General features: G+C 63.1%; 23 protein-coding genes. 6 read left to right on the forward strand and 17 right to left on the reverse strand.

Going from position 1 to position 17,420, the window contains the following annotated elements; all coding sequences use genetic code 11:
* From ASD44_RS18215 to tesB, 4 genes are all read right to left on the reverse strand, one after another.
* A complete protein-coding gene (locus tag ASD44_RS18215) occupies positions 1 to 195 on the reverse strand; it encodes a hypothetical protein (RefSeq protein WP_056206821.1) in 195 nt (64 codons plus the stop codon).
* Between the two features lie 170 nt (positions 196 to 365).
* Positions 366 to 1,733, reverse strand: a complete 1,368-nt coding sequence (locus tag ASD44_RS13520; protein ID WP_082542476.1) for an ammonium transporter — start codon at positions 1,731 to 1,733, stop codon at positions 366 to 368.
* Between the two features lie 30 nt (positions 1,734 to 1,763).
* Positions 1,764 to 2,102 carry a P-II family nitrogen regulator gene (locus tag ASD44_RS13525; RefSeq protein ID WP_056112863.1) on the reverse strand — a complete coding sequence of 113 codons (339 nt, stop codon included), beginning with the start codon at positions 2,100 to 2,102 and terminating at the stop codon, positions 1,764 to 1,766.
* A 222-nt stretch (positions 2,103 to 2,324) separates the two neighbouring features.
* Entirely contained in the window at positions 2,325 to 3,197 is an 873-nt protein-coding gene (gene tesB / locus ASD44_RS13530; protein WP_056112866.1) for an acyl-CoA thioesterase II, read from the reverse strand.
* 113 nt (positions 3,198 to 3,310) lie between these two features.
* Here tesB and ASD44_RS13535 point away from each other — a divergent pair, with 113 nt between their 5' ends.
* Positions 3,311 to 4,561 (forward strand): ubiquinone biosynthesis hydroxylase, encoded by a 1,251-nt coding sequence (locus tag ASD44_RS13535; protein ID WP_056112870.1) that lies wholly within the window; start codon positions 3,311 to 3,313, stop codon positions 4,559 to 4,561.
* Between the two features lie 26 nt (positions 4,562 to 4,587).
* Here ASD44_RS13535 and ASD44_RS13540 read toward each other — a convergent pair whose 3' ends face one another.
* Positions 4,588 to 4,941 (reverse strand): YciI family protein, encoded by a 354-nt coding sequence (locus ASD44_RS13540; protein WP_056112873.1) that lies wholly within the window; start codon positions 4,939 to 4,941, stop codon positions 4,588 to 4,590.
* The gene (locus ASD44_RS13545; protein WP_056206823.1) at positions 4,938 to 5,132 is read right to left on the reverse strand and encodes a hypothetical protein; all 195 of its coding nucleotides are present in this window, start codon (positions 5,130 to 5,132) and stop codon (positions 4,938 to 4,940) included. Before ASD44_RS13545 ends, ASD44_RS13540 begins: the two co-directional genes overlap by 4 nt.
* Before the next feature lie 218 nt (positions 5,133 to 5,350).
* On the opposite strand from ASD44_RS13545, the gene ASD44_RS13550 reads away from it, so the two are divergent.
* Positions 5,351 to 5,776 (forward strand): OsmC family protein, encoded by a 426-nt coding sequence (locus ASD44_RS13550; RefSeq protein WP_056112879.1) that lies wholly within the window; start codon positions 5,351 to 5,353, stop codon positions 5,774 to 5,776.
* Between the two features lie 91 nt (positions 5,777 to 5,867).
* Here ASD44_RS13550 and ASD44_RS13555 read toward each other — a convergent pair whose 3' ends face one another.
* Positions 5,868 to 6,473 carry a DUF1236 domain-containing protein gene (locus tag ASD44_RS13555; RefSeq protein ID WP_056112882.1) on the reverse strand — a complete coding sequence of 202 codons (606 nt, stop codon included), beginning with the start codon at positions 6,471 to 6,473 and terminating at the stop codon, positions 5,868 to 5,870.
* A gap of 96 nt (positions 6,474 to 6,569) precedes the next feature.
* Positions 6,570 to 7,646, reverse strand: coding sequence for a putative zinc-binding metallopeptidase (locus ASD44_RS13560; protein ID WP_056112885.1), 1,077 nt, complete (start codon positions 7,644 to 7,646; stop codon positions 6,570 to 6,572).
* A gap of 261 nt (positions 7,647 to 7,907) precedes the next feature.
* Between ASD44_RS13560 and ASD44_RS13565 the strand changes: the two genes are divergently transcribed.
* Positions 7,908 to 8,705, forward strand: coding sequence for a lytic transglycosylase domain-containing protein (locus ASD44_RS13565; RefSeq protein ID WP_056112887.1), 798 nt, complete (start codon positions 7,908 to 7,910; stop codon positions 8,703 to 8,705).
* 50 nt (positions 8,706 to 8,755) lie between these two features.
* Here the strand turns inward: ASD44_RS13565 and ASD44_RS13570 are convergent, their stop codons facing one another.
* Together ASD44_RS13570 and ASD44_RS13575 are read right to left on the reverse strand one after the other, a co-directional pair.
* Complete coding sequence (locus ASD44_RS13570; RefSeq protein WP_244480486.1) at positions 8,756 to 9,286, reverse strand: hypothetical protein; 531 nt, start codon at positions 9,284 to 9,286, stop codon at positions 8,756 to 8,758.
* 1 nt (position 9,287) lies between these two features.
* A complete protein-coding gene (locus ASD44_RS13575) occupies positions 9,288 to 10,511 on the reverse strand; it encodes an argininosuccinate synthase (protein ID WP_056112891.1) in 1,224 nt (407 codons plus the stop codon).
* A gap of 166 nt (positions 10,512 to 10,677) precedes the next feature.
* Between ASD44_RS13575 and ASD44_RS13580 the strand changes: the two genes are divergently transcribed.
* Entirely contained in the window at positions 10,678 to 11,325 is a 648-nt protein-coding gene (locus ASD44_RS13580; protein WP_200946420.1) for a LysE family translocator, read from the forward strand.
* On the opposite strand, the gene ASD44_RS13585 is transcribed toward ASD44_RS13580, so the two are convergent.
* The 5 genes from ASD44_RS13585 to ASD44_RS13605 all read right to left on the reverse strand — a co-directional run bounded on the left by ASD44_RS13585 (position 11,297) and on the right by ASD44_RS13605 (position 14,777).
* On the reverse strand, positions 11,297 to 11,785 hold the full coding sequence (locus ASD44_RS13585; RefSeq protein WP_056116183.1) for a hypothetical protein: 489 nt from the start codon (positions 11,783 to 11,785) through the stop codon (positions 11,297 to 11,299). The two genes, ASD44_RS13580 and ASD44_RS13585, sit on opposite strands and share 29 nt — an antisense overlap.
* Before the next feature lie 79 nt (positions 11,786 to 11,864).
* Positions 11,865 to 13,097, reverse strand: coding sequence for a 23S rRNA (adenine(2503)-C(2))-methyltransferase RlmN (rlmN, locus tag ASD44_RS13590; protein WP_056116186.1), 1,233 nt, complete (start codon positions 13,095 to 13,097; stop codon positions 11,865 to 11,867).
* A gap of 148 nt (positions 13,098 to 13,245) precedes the next feature.
* Entirely contained in the window at positions 13,246 to 13,749 is a 504-nt protein-coding gene (locus ASD44_RS13595) for an invasion associated locus B family protein (protein ID WP_056112894.1), read from the reverse strand.
* 268 nt (positions 13,750 to 14,017) lie between these two features.
* Positions 14,018 to 14,395 carry a YkvA family protein gene (locus ASD44_RS13600; RefSeq protein ID WP_056112897.1) on the reverse strand — a complete coding sequence of 126 codons (378 nt, stop codon included), beginning with the start codon at positions 14,393 to 14,395 and terminating at the stop codon, positions 14,018 to 14,020.
* Between the two features lie 85 nt (positions 14,396 to 14,480).
* Entirely contained in the window at positions 14,481 to 14,777 is a 297-nt protein-coding gene (locus tag ASD44_RS13605; protein ID WP_056112900.1) for a 4a-hydroxytetrahydrobiopterin dehydratase, read from the reverse strand.
* A 50-nt stretch (positions 14,778 to 14,827) separates the two neighbouring features.
* On the opposite strand from ASD44_RS13605, the gene ASD44_RS13610 reads away from it, so the two are divergent.
* On the forward strand, positions 14,828 to 15,364 hold the full coding sequence (locus ASD44_RS13610) for a low molecular weight protein-tyrosine-phosphatase (protein ID WP_056112903.1): 537 nt from the start codon (positions 14,828 to 14,830) through the stop codon (positions 15,362 to 15,364).
* Here ASD44_RS13610 and thpR read toward each other — a convergent pair.
* Entirely contained in the window at positions 15,268 to 15,864 is a 597-nt protein-coding gene (gene thpR / locus ASD44_RS13615) for an RNA 2',3'-cyclic phosphodiesterase (protein ID WP_056112908.1), read from the reverse strand. The two genes, ASD44_RS13610 and thpR, sit on opposite strands and share 97 nt — an antisense overlap.
* Positions 15,865 to 15,985: 121 nt before the next feature.
* Entirely contained in the window at positions 15,986 to 16,639 is a 654-nt protein-coding gene (locus ASD44_RS13620; protein WP_056112911.1) for an arylesterase, read from the reverse strand.
* Between the two features lie 66 nt (positions 16,640 to 16,705).
* Here ASD44_RS13620 and ASD44_RS13625 point away from each other — a divergent pair, with 66 nt between their 5' ends.
* Positions 16,706 to 17,404 (forward strand): ABC transporter ATP-binding protein, encoded by a 699-nt coding sequence (locus tag ASD44_RS13625; RefSeq protein ID WP_056112914.1) that lies wholly within the window; start codon positions 16,706 to 16,708, stop codon positions 17,402 to 17,404.
* Positions 17,405 to 17,420 lie beyond the last annotated feature (16 nt).

A 17,420-nucleotide genomic window follows, 5' to 3' on the forward strand; every position in this document is an offset into this window, starting at 1 on the left:
CTAGGATGCCTGACGGAAGACGCGCAGCGCCCGCCATTGGGCGTTGAGCAGCGCGGTCAGGGACTTCGCCTCACGCGCGCTCAGGCCATCCAGCGTGATTTGCGAGAAAATCGCCGGTGCGTCGAGCTGCTTGTCCCAGACCATCCAGCCGCCGGCCAGATCGGGCAACACTTCAAATCGCTCACGCGCAACCAAATCAAGCCTCCGTTCTCCCGGCGGCGATGGCTAGCTTCGCATGGTTAAGGATTGGTGAACCGGAACCGCCAAAAAAGAGGCCCGGAAAGCCCGGGCCTCAATGCGCGGCCTCTCCTTGGAGAGCCACGACGGGAACCGAAAGACCGGCGGCTGCTCCGCCGGTCCAATGCTCAGGAGTGGTAGGCCACTTCGCCATGCGAGGTCAGGTCGAGGCCCTCGCGTTCGGCTTCCACAGTCGGACGCAGACCCACGATCAGGTCCACCACCTTGTAGAGGATGGCCGACACTACGCCGCACCACACGATGGTGATGATGACGGCATAGAGCTGAATCATGAACTGCGAGCCGATGGAGAAGTCTGCCGCACCGGTACCGCCAAGCGACGGCGAGGTGAAGATGCCGGTGCCGAGAGCGCCGATGATGCCGCCCACGCCATGCACGCCGAACACGTCGAGCGAGTCGTCGTAGCCCATTCTGATTTTCACCACCGAGACGAAGAAGTAGCAGACCGCGCTGGCGATGGCGCCGAGCGCGATGGCGCCGACCGGACCGACGGTGCCGCAAGCGGGCGTGATCGCGACCAGGCCGGCGACGAGGCCGGAAGCCGCGCCCAGCATTGATGCCTTGCCGCGGGCAAAGGTTTCGATGATGGACCAGGCGATGATGGCGCCGGCGGTTGCGGTGAAGGTGTTGATCATCGCCAGAGCCGCGCCGCCATTGGCTTCGAGGTTGGAGCCGGCATTGAAGCCGAACCAGCCTACCCACAGGATCGAGGCGCCGACCATGGTCAGCGTCATCGAGTGCGGTGCCATGTTGTCCTTGCCGTAGCCGGTACGCTTGCCGACGAAGATCGCGCCGACCAGCGCCGCGATGCCGGCATTGATGTGGACAACCGTGCCGCCGGCGAAATCAAGCGCGCCGAGGTTGAAGATGTAGCCAGCCGAATCCCAGACCATGTGGGCAATGGGGAAATAGACCAGCGTCACCCAGAGTACGGTGAAAAGCACCACCGCCGAGAACTTGATGCGTTCAGCGAAGGCGCCGACGATCAGCGCCGGCGTGATGACGGCGAAGGTCATCTGGAAGCAGATGAAGACATATTCCGGCAGCACGACGCCATCGGTGAATGTCGCCGCCGTCGTCGTCGGGCTGACGCCGGCGAGGAAGACCTTGCCCAAGCCGCCCCAGAAGGGGCTGGTGCCGCCGCCGAAGGCGAAGGAATAGCCCCACAGGACCCACACGACCATGACGACGGCTGTGATCATGGTGCACTGCATGAGCACCGAAAGCATGTTCTTGGCGCGCACGAGGCCGCCATAGAAAAGGGCAAGGCCCGGCAGCGTCATGAACAGGACGAGCACGGTCGAAACCATCATCCAGGCGACGTCGCCCTTGTCAGTCACCGGTGCCGGGGCGGCAGCGGCTGCGGCCGGTGCGGCGTCCTGCGCGAAGGCCGCAACCGTGCCCAGTGCTGCAACGGCCAGCGAGCCCAGCAAGGCGGTGCGCCCCACCTTCTTCAGCGTTGTTGGAAGTGTCATTGATCTCTCCATTGGAATCTCTTGAGCCGCTTAGAGCGCGTCGCTGTCTGTTTCGCCGGTGCGGATGCGCACCGCCTGGTCGATGCCGTAGACGAAGATCTTGCCGTCGCCGATCTGGCCGGTCTTGGCCGCCACGCTGATGGCTTCGACGGCCTTGTCGACCATGTCGATGGCGACGGCGACCTCGATCTTGATCTTCGGCAGGAAAGAGACTGCGTACTCAGCCCCGCGATAGATTTCCGTGTGCCCCTTCTGACGCCCGTAGCCTTTGACTTCGGTGACGGTCAGGCCCTGTATGCCGACGGCGGTAAGTGCTTCACGCACCTCGTCGAGCTTGAACGGCTTGATGATTGCCATCACGATTTTCATAAGGTTTCACCCTTTGCTTGTTGCGGGTCCCCCCGCGTTACACGTCACTTCGCGGTTCTCACCGTGAACCGGAGAGTGCCCAAGGTGATTCAAGCTCCGTGCCAGTTGCGAGCGCCGTCGTTAACTCGTTGTAAATAAAAGGGTTCGTTCAGACACGGCGATGCAGCCCGCAAGGATGCAGGCGACTCCCTGATCAAAAAATGGGCAATTTTGTATAAATGCCTATTTGGCGGGCGGGTGTCTCAAACGGATCAGGCCTTCCTGGGCGACGGAAGCGATCAGGGTCCCGTCTCGCGCAAACAGCGAGCCGCGGGTGAAGCCACGCGAACCCTGCGTCGATGGGCTGTCCTGCGTGTAGAGAATCCAGTCGTCCATCGGATGCATGCGGTGAAACCACATGGCGTGGTCCAGGCTGGCGGCCTGGATATCGCGGTCGAATATGCCGCGCCCATGCGCGAAGGTGGAGGTGTCGAGGAGCGTCATGTCGGACAGGTAGGCCAGGACCGCCGCCTGGATGCCGCGATCCGCCGGCACCGGCCCGGTCGTCCGTATCCAGATATTCTGCTTTGGCTCCAGTTTCTGCCGGCTTGTATAGTGCTCCAGGATGACCGGCTTCATCTCGATCGGCCGGTCGCGTTCCCAGTAGCGCTTGATGCCTTCCGGAACTGCGTCGCCCATTTTGGCCATCAGTTCGCGCTGGGACATCAGGGTGTCGGGGTCAGGCACATCGCGCGGCATAGGCACCTGGTGCTCCAGCCCCTCCTCATCCTGCTGGAAGGACGCCTCCAGCGAAAAGATCGCCTGGCCGTGCTGGATCGCCACCACGCGCCGCGTGGTGAAGGACGAGCCGTCGCGGATGCGGTCGACCTCGTAGATGATCGGCACCTGTGTATCGCCCGGCAACATGAAATAGCCGTGTAGCGAATGGATATGCCGGTCCGGATCGACGGTGCGCTGCGCCGCCACCAGCGCCTGCGCGATCGTCTGGCCGCCGAACACGCGCTGCCAGTCGAGCTTGGGGCTGCGACCACGATACAGGTTGTGTTCCAGCTTCTCGAGGTCGAGAATGCTGAGAAGCTCGCTCATCGCCGCCATATGTCGCGCCCTTCCGCAGTGTTGCCGGTATGGGTTTCGGACAGGAGCGCAGAGCAGTCAAGCCATATGGGCCGTCAGGCAGGAAGGGCATATCGTTGAAAGGAGCGGCAACCATGCAGCGCGGCACGAATAAGGAAAGCCTCGACATCCTGATTGCCGGCGCCGGCTATGTCGGCCTGGCGGCGGCAGTGGCGCTGAAGCAGGCGCGCGCCAGCCTGCGTGTCGCAGTCGTTGATGCCGCGCCGGCCGGCGCATGGCAGCGCGACGGCCGCGCTTCGGCCATTGCCGCGGCGGCGAGCCGCATGCTCGACCGGCTCGGGGTCTGGAAAGAGATCGCGCCGAATGCCCAGCCCATCACCGAGATGATCGTCACCGATTCCCGCACCGCCGACCCGGTTCGTCCGGTGTTCCTGACCTTCGACGGCGACGTCGCCCCCGGCGAGCCCTTCGCCCACATGGTCGCCAATCGCGACCTCAACGGCACTCTCCGAAAGCAGGCCAGCCAGCTCGGCATCGACATCATCGAGGGCGTCGCGGTGCGGGCCTTCGACACCGACGGTGGCGGCGTGACGGTGCATCTGGCCGATGGCGCGGCGCTGAAGGCGCGCCTGCTCGTCGCCGCGGACGGCGTCAACTCGAAACTGCGCGACATGGCCGGGATCAAGACGGTGAAATGGGACTATGGCCAGTCCGGCATCGTCTGCACCGTGGCGCATGAACGGCCGCACGAGGGACGCGCCGAGGAGCATTTCCTGCCCGCAGGCCCATTCGCCACCCTGCCGCTCAAGCCGGACGACAAGGGCGTCAACCGCTCGTCAATCGTCTGGGTCGAGCGCACGGAAGACGCCGAGCGACTCGTCGCCGGCGACGAACTGGTCTTCGAAACCGAGCTGGAACGCCGCTTCGGGTTGCAGCTCGGCGAAATCCGCGCCATGGACAAGCCGCGCGCCTGGCCGCTCGGGCTCACGCTGGTCCGTTCCTTCGTCGCGCCCCGCCTGGCCCTTGCCGGAGACGCGGCCCACGGTATTCATCCGATCGCCGGGCAGGGTCTCAATCTCGGCTTCAAGGATGTCGCCGCCCTGGCCGAAGTCGTCATCGAGGCGGATCGGCTCGGCCAGGACATCGGCGCCCTCGACGTGCTGGAGCGTTACCAGCAATGGCGTCGCTTCGATACGCTGCAGATGGGCGTCACCACCGATGTGCTGAACCGTCTGTTCTCCAACGACATCGGCCCACTTCGCGCCGTCCGCGACATCGGCCTCGGCATGGTCGAACGGATGCCGCGCCTGAAGGATTTCTTCATCCGCCAGGCGTCCGGCATGTCCGGGGCTACACCAAGATTGCTGAAAGGCGAGGCTATCTAGAGCGTTTCAGTCCAACCACGAACGCTCTAGGCGAACGGATCGAAGGCAGGCCGCACCTCGACCGTGCCGGTCTTCGCCAGCGGAATCTCCTTGGCGAGCTGCATGGCTTCGTCCGCGTCCTGCGCCTCGATCAGGATGAAGCCGATGAGCTGCTCCTTGCTTTCGGCGAAGGGGCCGTCGGTGATCATGGTTTTCTTCCCACGCATCCTGACGGTCCGCGCTGTGCGTGCTGGCCGCAGCGCATGGGCGAAGATCATGTGGCCAGCCTGTTCCAGCGTCCGGTCATAAGCTTCCGAATCGTGATCCAGCACCTTCATCTGCGCCGCCGTGAACGCGGCCAGCTCGGCTTCGTCATGATAGATCAGGCAGAGGAATTTCATTGGATGATCCTTCCATTGGTGCTGGCGCGTTGGATAGTGGAATGGGCCCGGTCAGCGGAATGATCTAGCAGAACGACCATAGCGGCAATCAGCATCAAAGCCGCGATCACCTTTTTCAATCTGGCCGGCCCGCTGACGTATACGGGCTGCCTTTGCCGCGCATCCAGGGCGGCGACACTTCTGTAATCCATGAAGAGTTTCCTTCCGATATTGCACATACCGGTCGAAGGACGCGCGCACCGGCCGACAGCCGACATTTTTTGCAGCGAAAATTTAACAGCACTTCGGATGGTCAGATCGCGCCGACCCGGCCATGCCGATTTCCCGCCCCTGCCCATGGCGCGCCTGCTGCGCCGCGCTATATTCGCTCCACCGCAGCTTAACCCACCCAACCACGGAGAAACACCTCATGGATCGTACTGCAACCGCCGTCTGGAAAGGCAATCTGAAGGAAGGCACCGGCATACTTGATAGCCAGAGCGGTGCCCTGAAGGCCGCGCCCTATTCGTTCAAGATGCGATTCGAGGACGAGAGCGGAAAATCCGGCACCAACCCGGAGGAACTGATCGCCGCCGCCCATGCCGGCTGTTACGCCATGCAGCTTTCGCACTTCCTGGCAGAGAACGGCACACCGGCTGAAAAGCTCGAGGCCAAGGCTGCCGTCAAGCTCATCCCCGGCACCGGCATCACCGAAAGCAATCTGACGCTGGTGGGCACCGTCCCCGGCATCGACGCCGCGAAGTTCAAGGAACTGGCGGAAAAGGCAAAGGCCGAATGCCCGGTTTCCAAGGCGCTCGGCGCCATCAAGGTCTCCCTCGACGCACGGCTCGCCTGAGGATTACGAGCGCCACGAATGAAAAAGGCCGCCGGAGTGACCGGCGGCCTTGTCATTTGATGCCTGGGCCGAACCCAGCTTATTTGTGTGGCTACTGCCTCACCACATAGACGACGCGGCGGGTTTCCGGATCGATGAGAGCCGGCTGGCCGTTTACATAAACGTAGCGGTAATTGTAGTCCGGGATTTCCCGCAGCTCGACGCTTTCGGGCAGAACCGCGCCCGATACGACCTCGCCGTCCAGATAAACAGGCTCCGGCTGGTTCGACCTGATATAGGTACGCACTTCAGTGGAAGGCTGCTCGAAGCCGGTTACCGGTTCGCCAGGAAGAAGCTCGCCGCTCGAGGCGCCTGAAAAATTGCCGACATCGGCCGGCGGATCGACGACAGCGATGCCGGCATCAACCGGACGTTGCGTCAGAACGACCCTGTTGCCGCTGAAATCGGCCATCACATAGTCGGAATAGACCCAGCCCTGGTCGCCGGCTTCATCGATGGCGCACCATTTGGAGTTCGGCAGGCAGCCTTTCAGCATGGCCTGCTCGCCAGTGTTGAGAACGCCGACGACAGGAAATTGTGGCCCCGGGCCAGCGCGGACGTTAAGATCGGTTACAGCCGAGATCGAGGTGTCTGCAAAGGCTGCGCCGGACAGAGCGACAAATGCTCCCGTCACGACGGGCAACAAAAATTTTCTCATCGTACTCTCCGTTTTCGTGGCCCCCAATTAAGTGGCCTCCCGACGCCGAAAACGGGTTTCGGGCTGTTGCGTTCCGCTTTGCCGGCCCGGCAGCGGTCACGATTTATTCCAGGCCTGTCGCTGTTCGCACAGCAGATCATGCACGAAGGCGAGCTTTTCGGCCGCTGTTTCGGAGATGACGAAGGGATAGAGATCGGGCAGGCCCATACATCGGTTTATCGAATTCGAGGCTTCCGAGAGCACCAGCCAGCGGGCCAGCACCTTGCCGAACGGCTCGGCTCGCGGAGCAAAGTCAATAGGCGCCGGCTGCAGGTCGCCACCGGTGTCGCCCTGCTTCAGCGCGTTGTCTTCCACCGTCGCCAGCCGGCCGAGCGAAAAATTCAGCGCATGCACCATCTCCAGCGTGTCGGTGATGTGCAGATGGTGCGCGAACGTCTCGGCCCAGTCCTCCCAGGGATGGCTGGCGGCATAGGCCGAAATATGCCCCTGCTGCCAGCCGGGCGGCGCTCCACTGACGTAATAGGTAGCGAGCGCCTGCTCGTAGTCCGGCCTCTCGTCGCCGAAAAGCGCGCGGAATGCGTCCAGCCTGTGCGGGTCGTCGCGGATCAGCCGGTCCCAGTAATAATGGCCAAGCTCGTGGCGGAAATGACCGAGCAGCGTGCGATAATTCTCGCCCATCTCAACACGACGACGTTCCCGCTCGGCTGAATCGGCTTCCGCGACGTTGAGCGTGATCAACCCGTTGTCGTGCCCGGTCAAGATATGCTCGCCCCCTGGTCCGGCGCCGATCGGGTCCGCCAGGAAATCGAAGGCGAGGCCGATCCCGTCGCCGGGGGCTTGCTTCGGCGCCATCGGCAGGCCGAAGCCCAACAGCGAATAGATCGCGCGTTTCTTCGCCGCCTCCACCCTGATCCAGCGCTCGCGGTTTCCGTCGATGGCAAGGTCGGGAATCGTCTTGTTCAGCCCACACGCGCGGCAAAAGGCCTGGCCGGGTTCCGCCACCCAGTTGCAGGTGCATTCCGTCCCGTTCAGGCACTGGAATACGCCCTCGGCCTCAGCCTTGACGAAATCAGCCTGCTGGGGATCGTAAAGCACGCGTCCGGAACAGTTCAGGCACTGGACGTTCTCGAAATAGAGGCGGTGGCGGCAATGCGGGCAATCGAAGAGTTTCATAATCAACCGTAGCGATCTTGAATATATCCGGGAAATGCGATGCCAACGCCCCCGTCAAAGGGCAGTTCCGTTCCGTATCGTGCAATTTTTGGCTGAACCAGGCCGTTTTCCCGGGCAGTGAGCTTCTTGGCCGCGTCTTTGCCATAATAAAACGGCATTCGGCGTCGGGACGACGCAGGATCTGTCAGGTACGGTGACAAACCCCCGTTTCGCTGGCAAGTTCAATGTCCGGGACAGGAATCAGGCAACCAGGAGAGAAGCATGGCAGTTTTTGCCAAGGGAAAGATTTTCGCGGCGGCGGCCCTAGCGGCGCTCGGTCTGCTGACAGGCGCCGCGCAGGCGGCGTCTTGCGGCAAGACCGCTGCCGGGTTCGAGGAGTGGAAGGCGGACTTCGCCAACGAGGCAAAGGCCGCCGGCGTCAAGAGCGCGGGCCTTTCAGCACTGGCCGGCGCGACTTACGCGACGGGGACCATCAGGGTCGACCGCGCCGTCAAAAAGGCCTTCAGCGGCTCGGTGGACTCCTTCATGAAGCGCCGTGGCGCCGCCACGATCATTTCCAGGGGCCGCTCGCTGAAGAAGTCGAACGCTGCGCTGTTCAACAAGATCGAAAGCAACTACGGCGTTTCGCCCGGCGTCTTGCTGGCCATCTGGGGCATGGAAACCGGCTTTGGCGCAGCCATGGGCAAGCAGAACACCGTCTCCGCCATCGTCACGCTCGCCTATGATTGCCGCCGTCCGGAGTTCTTCACGCCCCATGCCATCGCGGCGCTCAAGCTTGTCGATCGTGGCGCGCTCAGCGCCAGTTCGGTCGGCGCCGCGCATGGCGAGATTGGCCACACCCAGTTCCTACCGGGAAATGTCCTGAAATATGGCGTCGGGGGCGGAAACCTGCGCGACAAGAACACCGCTCTCATGTCCACCGCCAACTACCTGAAGGGCCATGGCTGGCGCGCAGGCGTCGGCGCCGAAGGCAATATGGGCGCGATCGCCGGCTGGAATTCCGCCAGCGTCTATCAGCAGGCCATCGCCCGCATCGCAACAGCGATCGACGGCGGCTGAACGACAATTCCATCTCTCAAAAAGAAAAAGCCCGGCCATGAGCCGGGCTTTTATTTCACCTCGATGGCGTAGGAGCAGCCCGCCAGCACCTTGCCCGGATGCGAATCGACGGTGGATACGTTGAGACTGATACGGGTCGCGTAGGTGATGCCGTCGACGATCTCGCTGTCATCGACCAACACCTTCTCGCCCAGGAATTTATCCCGGGTGGCGATCAGTGGCACGATGCCGCGCTCTGTCGCCAGTTCCGGCGCGGACACGCCGTCAAGGACCGCCATCAGTCCCGTTGAGGTGAAGGCAACCGTCTCCGTCGTGTGACCGAAGACATTTACCGGAGCGGACATCTCATACTGCTGGAGAAGAAAGTTCCCGGCATCGACCGGCCGCCAGCCGAGCTTGTCGGCCGCGTCCGGCTCACCGGAAAACCACAGGGCGAAGCCATTATAGGCCGGTGCGTTTGCGCGGCACTCGATCAGCGTAGCAAGATCGAGCGCGGTCGGATCGAAGTCCTGAGCGGCAGCGGGCGCAGCCATTGCGACCGCCAGGGCCGGCAGCACGCGCCATGCGCCGCCGTATGTCACGTCAGCCTCTGCGGTTGCGCGCCGCCAGCGTACGCAGCCGCAACGCATTCAGCCGGATGAAGCCTTCGGCGTCCTTCTGGTCGTAGGCGCCGCGGTCGTCCTCGAAGGTCACCAGCGCGTCCGAATAGAGCGTCTTCTTCGACTTGCGGCCGGTGACGATGACATTGCCCTTGTAGAGCTTGAGCCGCACCGTGCCTTCCACGTCCTCCTGGCTCTTGTCGATCATCGCCTGCAACATGATGCGCTCCGGCGAGAACCAGAAACCGTTGTAGATCAGCTCGGCATAGCGCGGCATGAACTCGTCCTTGAGATGCGCAGCACCCCGGTCGAGCGTGATCGATTCGATGGCGCGGTGCGCCGCCAGCAGGATGGTACCGCCCGGCGTCTCATAGACGCCCCGGCTTTTCATGCCGACGAAGCGGTTCTCGACCAGGTCGAGCCGACCTATGCCGTTATCACGGCCCAGATCGTTCAGCGCCGCCAGCAGCGTCGCCGGCGACAATGTCTTGCCGTCGAGCGCGATCGGATCGCCCTTCAGGAACTCGATCTCGATTTCGGTCACCTCGTCGGGCGCATCCATCGGCGAAACGCTGCGCTGGTGCACGAATTCCGGCGGCTCGCTCCACGGATCCTCCAGCACCTTGCCCTCCGAGGACGAGTGCAGGAGATTGGCGTCAACCGAGAATGGCGCCTCGCCCTGCTTGTCCTTCGGCACCGGGATCTGGTGGTCGCGGGCGAAATTCAAAAGGTCCGTGCGCGACTTGAACGACCAGTCGCGCCACGGCGCGATGACCTTGATGTCGGGGTTCAGCGCATAGGCGGACAGCTCGAAACGAACCTGGTCGTTGCCCTTGCCGGTGGCGCCATGGGCAATCGCGTCGGCTCCGGTCTCTTTGGCGATCTCGACGAGATGCTTGGAGATGAGCGGCCGGGCGATCGAGGTGCCGAGCAGATAGACGCCTTCATACTGCGCGTTGGCGCGGAACATCGGAAAAACGAAGTCGGAGACAAACTCCTCGCGCACATCCATGACGCGGATATCCTTGATCCCCATCAGCTCGGCTTTCTGCCGCGCCGGCTCCAGCTCGCCGCCCTGCCCGAGATCGGCGGTGAAGGTCACCACTTCGGCGCCGAGTTCTGTCTGTAGCCATTTGAGGATGATGGAGGTGTCGAGACCGCCCGAATAGGCCAGCACGACTTTCTTGACGTCTTTTATATTGGACATATCAACGATCCCGGTTTCGCGGGCGAGGTATCACGCCGCTTCCGCAAAGCGCAAGACCGGGCGGCAAGAACCCCCACGCCGGGCCGGGCGCTGGCATCAGCGATCCGCTTTGCTGTGGCTAGCGCGGATTGGCGGCATTCGCTAAGGAAAGCGATCTTCGCGGGAAATGCCCATGCCCTTCATTCCGGACGCCAGCACCCTACTCCAGTTCGCCATCGCCACCTTCATCATCGCCATCACTCCGGGGCCGGACATGACATTGTTCGTCGGCAGGGCGCTGTCGGAGGGCCGCACCGCCGGTTTCGCCTGCATGGCCGGCGCCATGAGCGGCATTGTCGTCCACACCACGCTGGTCGCCGTCGGCCTGTCGGCGTTGATCGTCGCCTCGCCGCAGGCGTTCCTGGCGCTCAAGATTGGCGGCGCCGGCTATCTCGTCTGGCTGGCCTGGCAGGCGATCTGGAAGGGATCCGCCTTTTCGCCCGACACGACCAAGCGCGCGCCGCGTTCGCTGTTCAAGAACTGGGCGACCGGGCTCGGCATCAATCTGATGAACCCTAAGATTATCCTGTTCTTCATGACCTTCCTGCCGCAGTTCGTCTCCGCCCACGACCCGAACGCGCCCGGCAAGCTGTTCTTCCTCGGCCTGTCCTTTATCGTTTTGTCGCTGCCGGTCACCGCACCGATGGTCATCGCCGCCGACAAGTTCGCCGGCCTCTTGCGCAAAAGCCCACGCATCACGCGGATCGTGGACTACGTGTTTGCCGGGGTTTTCTCGGCTTTCGCGGTCAAGATCCTGACGGCCCAGGCGCGCTAGGCGCCCCTGCCGGGCGTCGCCGCTTCCAGCTGCCGGCCCATTGCCCGGCGGCGAGCCAGTAGAAAATGCCGCCGATCATGCCCGCCCCGACAAGGGACAACATCATATTCGTATCGGTGATCGCGAAATCCGGATCGACCTCGCGATAGAGATAGCCGATGAAGACCGCTGCGACGGCGCCGCCGGCAAGCGCGTAATAGAGCCAGTCGCGCCGGCTGAGCAGCTCAGCCAGCAGGATCGCCAGCGCCGATGGCATGAAGCCGAAATACGCGACGAACAGCGCCACGAACGGAACCGAGAACACGAACGAGCCAGTGGCTACCCACGGAGCATCCTGCGGCTGTACGCCGGCCCAGGCGAAGAAGATGACGTGGATGAAGGCGCTGGCCGCAAGCGAACCGACGGCATAGCCGAAAAAGATCACCGCGAAACGGACGAAATAGGCGACGAACCGGTTCATCGGACCGGTCGCCATGCGCGGCAATGACCTAAGTCCGGGCCGGATCGGGCCGGCTTGGTTTTCAACCGGGCTGGAAAGGTCACGCTTCGCCGTGCCCCGCGATCATCATCGCCTCCAGCGCCAGCCGGTCCACCCGGCGCATACGCTCCGAGTCCGACTTGAGCTGGCCGCAGGCCGCCAATATATCGCGGCCGCGCGGCGTGCGGATCGGCGACGCGTAGCCGGCATTGTTGATGAAATCGGCGAATTTCTCGATCGTGTCCCAATCCGAGCACTGGTAGTTGGTGCCCGGCCAGGGGTTGAACGGGATCAGGTTGATCTTGGCCGGTACGCCCTTCAAGAGCTTGATCAGCCCCTTGGCGTCCTCGATCGAATCGTTGACGTCCTTCAGCATCACATACTCAAAGGTGATCCGTTTGGCGTTGGAAAGCCCAGGATAGGCGCGGCACGCTTCGATCAGATCCTTCAGCGGATACTTCTTGTTGATCGGCACCAGCAGGTCGCGCAGATCGTCGTTGGTGGCGTGCAGCGAGATCGCCAGCATGACGCCAATCTCTTCGCCGGTGCGATAGATTTCCGGCACCACGCCCGATGTCGATAGCGTGATCCGGCGTTTCGACAGCGCCAGCCCGTCGCCGTCCGAGGCGATAAGCAACGCCGTTTTCACCGCTTCGAAATTGTAGAGCGGCTCGCCCATGCCCATCATGACGATGTTGGAGATCTTGCGGCCTTCGGCGGGCACGATGGCGCCGGCCGGCGTGTCGCGGTCGGGGAAATCACCCAGCCGGTCGCGCGCCGTCAGAAGCTGGGCAAGGATTTCCTCTGCCGTCAGATTGCGCACCAGCTTCTGCGTGCCGGTGTGGCAGAATGAGCAGGTTAGCGTGCAGCCGACCTGGCTGGAGATACACAGCGTGCCGCGGCCTTCCTCGGGAATATAGACTGTTTCAATCTCGACGGGACGCCCTGCTCCGCGCGGCGGAAACCGGAACAGCCATTTGCGCGTGCCGTCGGTGGAGATCTGCTCTTCGACGATCTCGGGGCGTGCAATCGCGAAATGCTCAGCCAGCGCCGCCCTCAGATCCTTCGAGATGTTGAACATCTGGCTGAATTCGGAAACGCCGCGCACATAGAGCCAGTGCCACAGCTGCTGCACGCGCATCTTCGCCTGCCGCTCGGGCACGACGCCGGCGGCGATCAGCGCCTCGGCCATCTCGGCACGCGACAGACCGATCAGCGAAGGCTTTTCCTCCGCGGCAAGGCTGTGCGGCATGGCGCGCGCGCCGTTGGCAGTGAGATCGAGCGATAAGGTCATGACCGGCACAATATAGAGGGGTTTGAGGCCGATTTCAGCCTCTGCCTTCACAAGACAGGCGCAATAACACAGCTTCCTGCGCGAGTCATGTCCTTGCCTGCAGGCGAGGCTGCCCGGCAGGACCTGTCAGCCGGCTATCCAACCGCGCTTACTTGCAGTTGGCGATGGACGACAGCGCCGCCGAAATGCCCTTCAGCGAAAAGACGTAGCTGGTGTCGTTGCCGCGGCCGGACTTGGCCTTCACCTTCATCTCGGTGCCGCCTTTCATGGCGGCGATCAGCACCGGTTCTTCCGCCGCGTTCTCCACCCAGGCCGACCGGCCCCGCGTGAACAGCGAGAAGCTCTTGGAATCGACCGTGACGGTGACCTTGGAATTCGCCTGGAAATCGTATCCGGAGATGAACTGCGGTTCATAGGAAACCTGCTGGCCCGGGCGCTGACTGACGAAGAAGAACATGTCGCCATGGTCGAGGGTTGGCGGCTGCTTGTCCGTCGGCACCGTCAGCACGTAGCACACCTTGCCGTTCGCCGCCTGGTAGCTGTAGGTGCCCCAGGCGTTGTGCTGGCCGATCTTGGTCGCCTGCTGGGCGAGCGCCGGACCCGCCACGGCAACCAGAGCCAGGCTCGAAACAAGTGCTATCAATCCGCGCATCGCTTTTCCCGTATTCCCAAATGGTGCGGAGGCAGGCCGGCTCGCGTCCTGCCTGTTCGCTTCATTTTGATTTAATCTGGGTTACCAAAGGGTGAACCTCCGCGAGAAAAGAAGCGCACCAAGGGAACCCGCCGCCATTTCGCGCCGCAACCCTGAGCAGGCAGCACCGCGATGTCCCTTGGCGGCGACTTGGAAAGCAGGAAAAAGGCGAGAATTTGACTGCGGCCTGAACTCGGTGGTCAGGACGCCCGGTCGGCGCTTGCGGACGTCAGGCGTCGTCGGCCATCGCTTCCCGGGCCGCCAGCCGGTGCGCGGGTCTTATATGCGCACGGACGGTCGTGATCGCCGCGGTCAGCACCGCGATGTCGTCGGTGAAGCCGAGGCCAAGGATGATGTCGGGAATGGCGTCCGTCGGCAACACGAAGTAGCCGAGGGCGCCGAGCAGGATGGCCTTGGCCTTCAGCGGCGTCTTCTTGTCGAGCGCGCAGTAATATGCGGCCACGACATCTTCCATAAAGGGAACCTGCCGCGCGGCCTTCTTGGCCGTGCGCCAGAACTTCGCCCGCACTTCCTTCTCGTCGCCCGGCTTGCCCTGAAAATCCTTGCCGCCGAAGCCGAAGAAGTCGAACCCGGTCTTGTCAGCCATGCTGTTCCTCCTGGGACGACGCCTCATGGCGCCAGCCTCGATCAAAATGTGGTGAAAGCAACACCCCGCTGCAAGATGGGCGCCGTCAGCTTTTGGAAAAACGGTCCATCTTGCCCGCCAGTTCGAAATCGAGCCCGGTCAGGCCACCCGCGTCATGCGTGTTCAGTGTCACGTTGACGGTCTTGTAGACGTTCGACCAGTCTGGATGATGGTCCATTGTCTCCGCCGCCAGCGCCACCCGCGTCATGAAAGCGAAAGCCTCGGAAAAATCCTTGAAGATGAAGGTCCGGGAAATCGACCCGTTGTCGGCGGCAAGGCGCCAACCCTCGAGTTTGGCAAGCGCCTCGCGGATCGCTGCGTCATCCAGTTTTTCTCGCGCCATGTGCCGGCTCCATGCTATTCAACCACTGAAAGCAACATAGCGCGGTATCGATGGACGCGAAGCCCATAGGATCGATCCTTTTCGTCTGCCTCGGCAATATCTGCCGGTCGCCGCTGGCCGAAGGCGTGTTCCGCGACGTGCTGACCGAACGGGGTCTGGCCCACCGTTTTCTGGTCGATTCCGCCGGCACCGGCGGTTGGCACTCGGGATCGGCGCCCGACCCGCGCTCGGTCGCCATCGCCGCCAGCCATGGCGTCGATATTTCCGACCGTCAGGCGCGCAAGGTGGTGCCGAATGATTTCGCCCGCTTCGACCTTATCCTCGGCATGGACCGCTCCAACGTCGAGTCGCTGCGTGCCGTTGCTCCGGAAGACGCACACGACAGGATACGGCTGTTCACCGATTTCGCCGCCCCGGACGAAACGGTCCGGTTGCCCGCAAACGACGTTCCCGATCCGTATTATGGAGGCGCGGACGGCTTTGCCGTCGTCTACCGCATGATTCGCGAAGCGTCGGAGAGGCTGGTGGAGAAACTCGCCGCACGGGCATCGTTGCCCGAAAGCGGCCAGGTCTCCTCGACGATGTAGGGTCCGCCGCCCACAGAATCGCGCGACGACATCAGCACGAAACGGCCGACCCGGAACGGCGGGACAGCGAAATTACCACGCGCCGAAAGATACGCCGCGACATCGAGCGGGCTCGAACTGCGCAGCCGCGCCAGCGTCACATGCGGCGTGAAGCGGCGCGGATCGGCCGCGATGCCCAACCGCTGGCAGATGCGTTCGATCTCGGCCTGCAGCGCGTTGAGGTCCGGTGAAGGCGAAACCCCGGCCCAGACAGCATGCGGTTTCTTCTGGCCGAAGGCGCCAACCCCTGAAAGCGTCAGCGCAAACGAGGATCGCCGCACCCGGTCCAGCGCGTTGGCGATCTCGTCGGCGACATGGCCTTCGACGTCGCCGATGAAGCGGAGGGTGATGTGATAATTTTCGACGTCGATCCAGCGGGCTCCCGGCAATCCGCCCCGAAGCAGGGACAACGACATTGCGGCATCACGCGGAATTTCGAGGGCGGTGAAAAGACGCGGCATGCAGAAGCCTCCTGTCCTCGAATCGAACTCACATTTGCAGCGAATCACCGATGCCTGTGCTGGGCAAGGGATTTATTCGCCCCATATGACAATTAGGCTGCGGTTTAAAAACGCCACCTTCCTATGGTTTCTCCTGCCTTGGCGGCAGCTTCGCGATCGTGTCCTGCACCGTCGGCAAAATTCGCTCGACGATGCGGTCGATGCCGCCGGCGCTGGGATGCATGCCATCTTCCAGCAGCAACGCCTTGTCGGCCGCTACCCCGTCTAGGAAGAACGGATAGAGCGTCGCGCCGTATTTCTCCGCCAGCTTGGGATAGATCGAGCCGAACGCCTCGCCATAGGCATGGCCGAGATTGGGCGCTGCGAGCATGCCGGCAAGCAGTACCGGGATGTTGCGTGCCTTCAGCCGCGCCAGCATCTTGTCGAGATTTTGCTCGACCAGTTCCGGGTCGATGCCGCGCAGCATGTCGTTGGCGCCGATCTCAAGGATGACCAACTGAGTGCCGTCGGGGACTGACCAGTCGAGGCGCGACAGCGCGCCGCTCGACGTGTCGCCGGAAACCCCGGCGTTCGCGATCACCACATCGTGACCTTTCGCCCGTAGCGCCGCCTGCAGTTTTTCGGGAAAAGCTTCGCCGGGGTTCAGCCCGTAGCCGGCCATCAGGCTGTCGCCGAAGCCGACGATTTGCAGGGACTCGGCCCGGGCGCCGATAGCCGGCGCAAACGCAAGGGCGGCAAAGACAAGAGCGGCGGCGGCGAAACGTTTGAAAGCCATGCGGCAGGCCCCATATGAGCGGGGCCAGTCCCCGCCAGTTCCCATTGCATATAGGATTCCCACCCCGTGACGGAAACCGTGATCGAGCTGAAAGACGTTTCGCTGACGCTCGGCGAAGGCCCGTCATCCGTGCATGTGCTGAAGGGCGTCGACCTCAAGGTCGCTTCCGGCGAGGCGACCGGCATCGTCGGCCCTTCCGGCTCCGGCAAGTCGACGCTGCTGATGGTGCTGGCCGGCCTCGAACGGGTGGATGGCGGCACAGTCCGCATCGCAGGCGAACTTCTCAACGGCAAAAGTGAAGACCGCATTGCCTCATTTCGGGGCCGGAACGTTGGCATCGTCTTCCAGTCCTTCCATCTGATCCCCAATATGACGGCGCTGGAAAACGTCGCCGTGCCGCTGGAGCTCGCCGGCCACCCGGACCCCTTCGGGGTCGCCGAACGCGAGCTCGTAGCGGTCGGTCTTGGCGATCGCCTTACCCATCATCCGGGCGAACTTTCGGGCGGCGAACAGCAGCGCGTCGCCATCGCCCGCGCCCTGGCGCCGTCGCCACGCATCCTCATCGCCGACGAACCGACCGGCAATCTCGACCAGGCGACCGGCCGGCAGGTCGCCGACCTTCTGTTTTCCAAGGCCGCCGAACGCGGCATGACCTTGGTGCTGGTGACGCATGATCCGGCGCTCGCCGCCCGCTGCGACCGCCAGGTTTCGATGCGCTCGGGCCGCATCGAAACGGCGCCTGCCGCAGTGAAAGCATCGGCATGAGCGGTCGGGCACGGCC

Origin of the sequence: Mesorhizobium sp. Root554 (assembly GCF_001427025.1) — a bacterium.
Classification (GTDB): Bacteria; Pseudomonadota; Alphaproteobacteria; order Rhizobiales; family Rhizobiaceae; genus Mesorhizobium.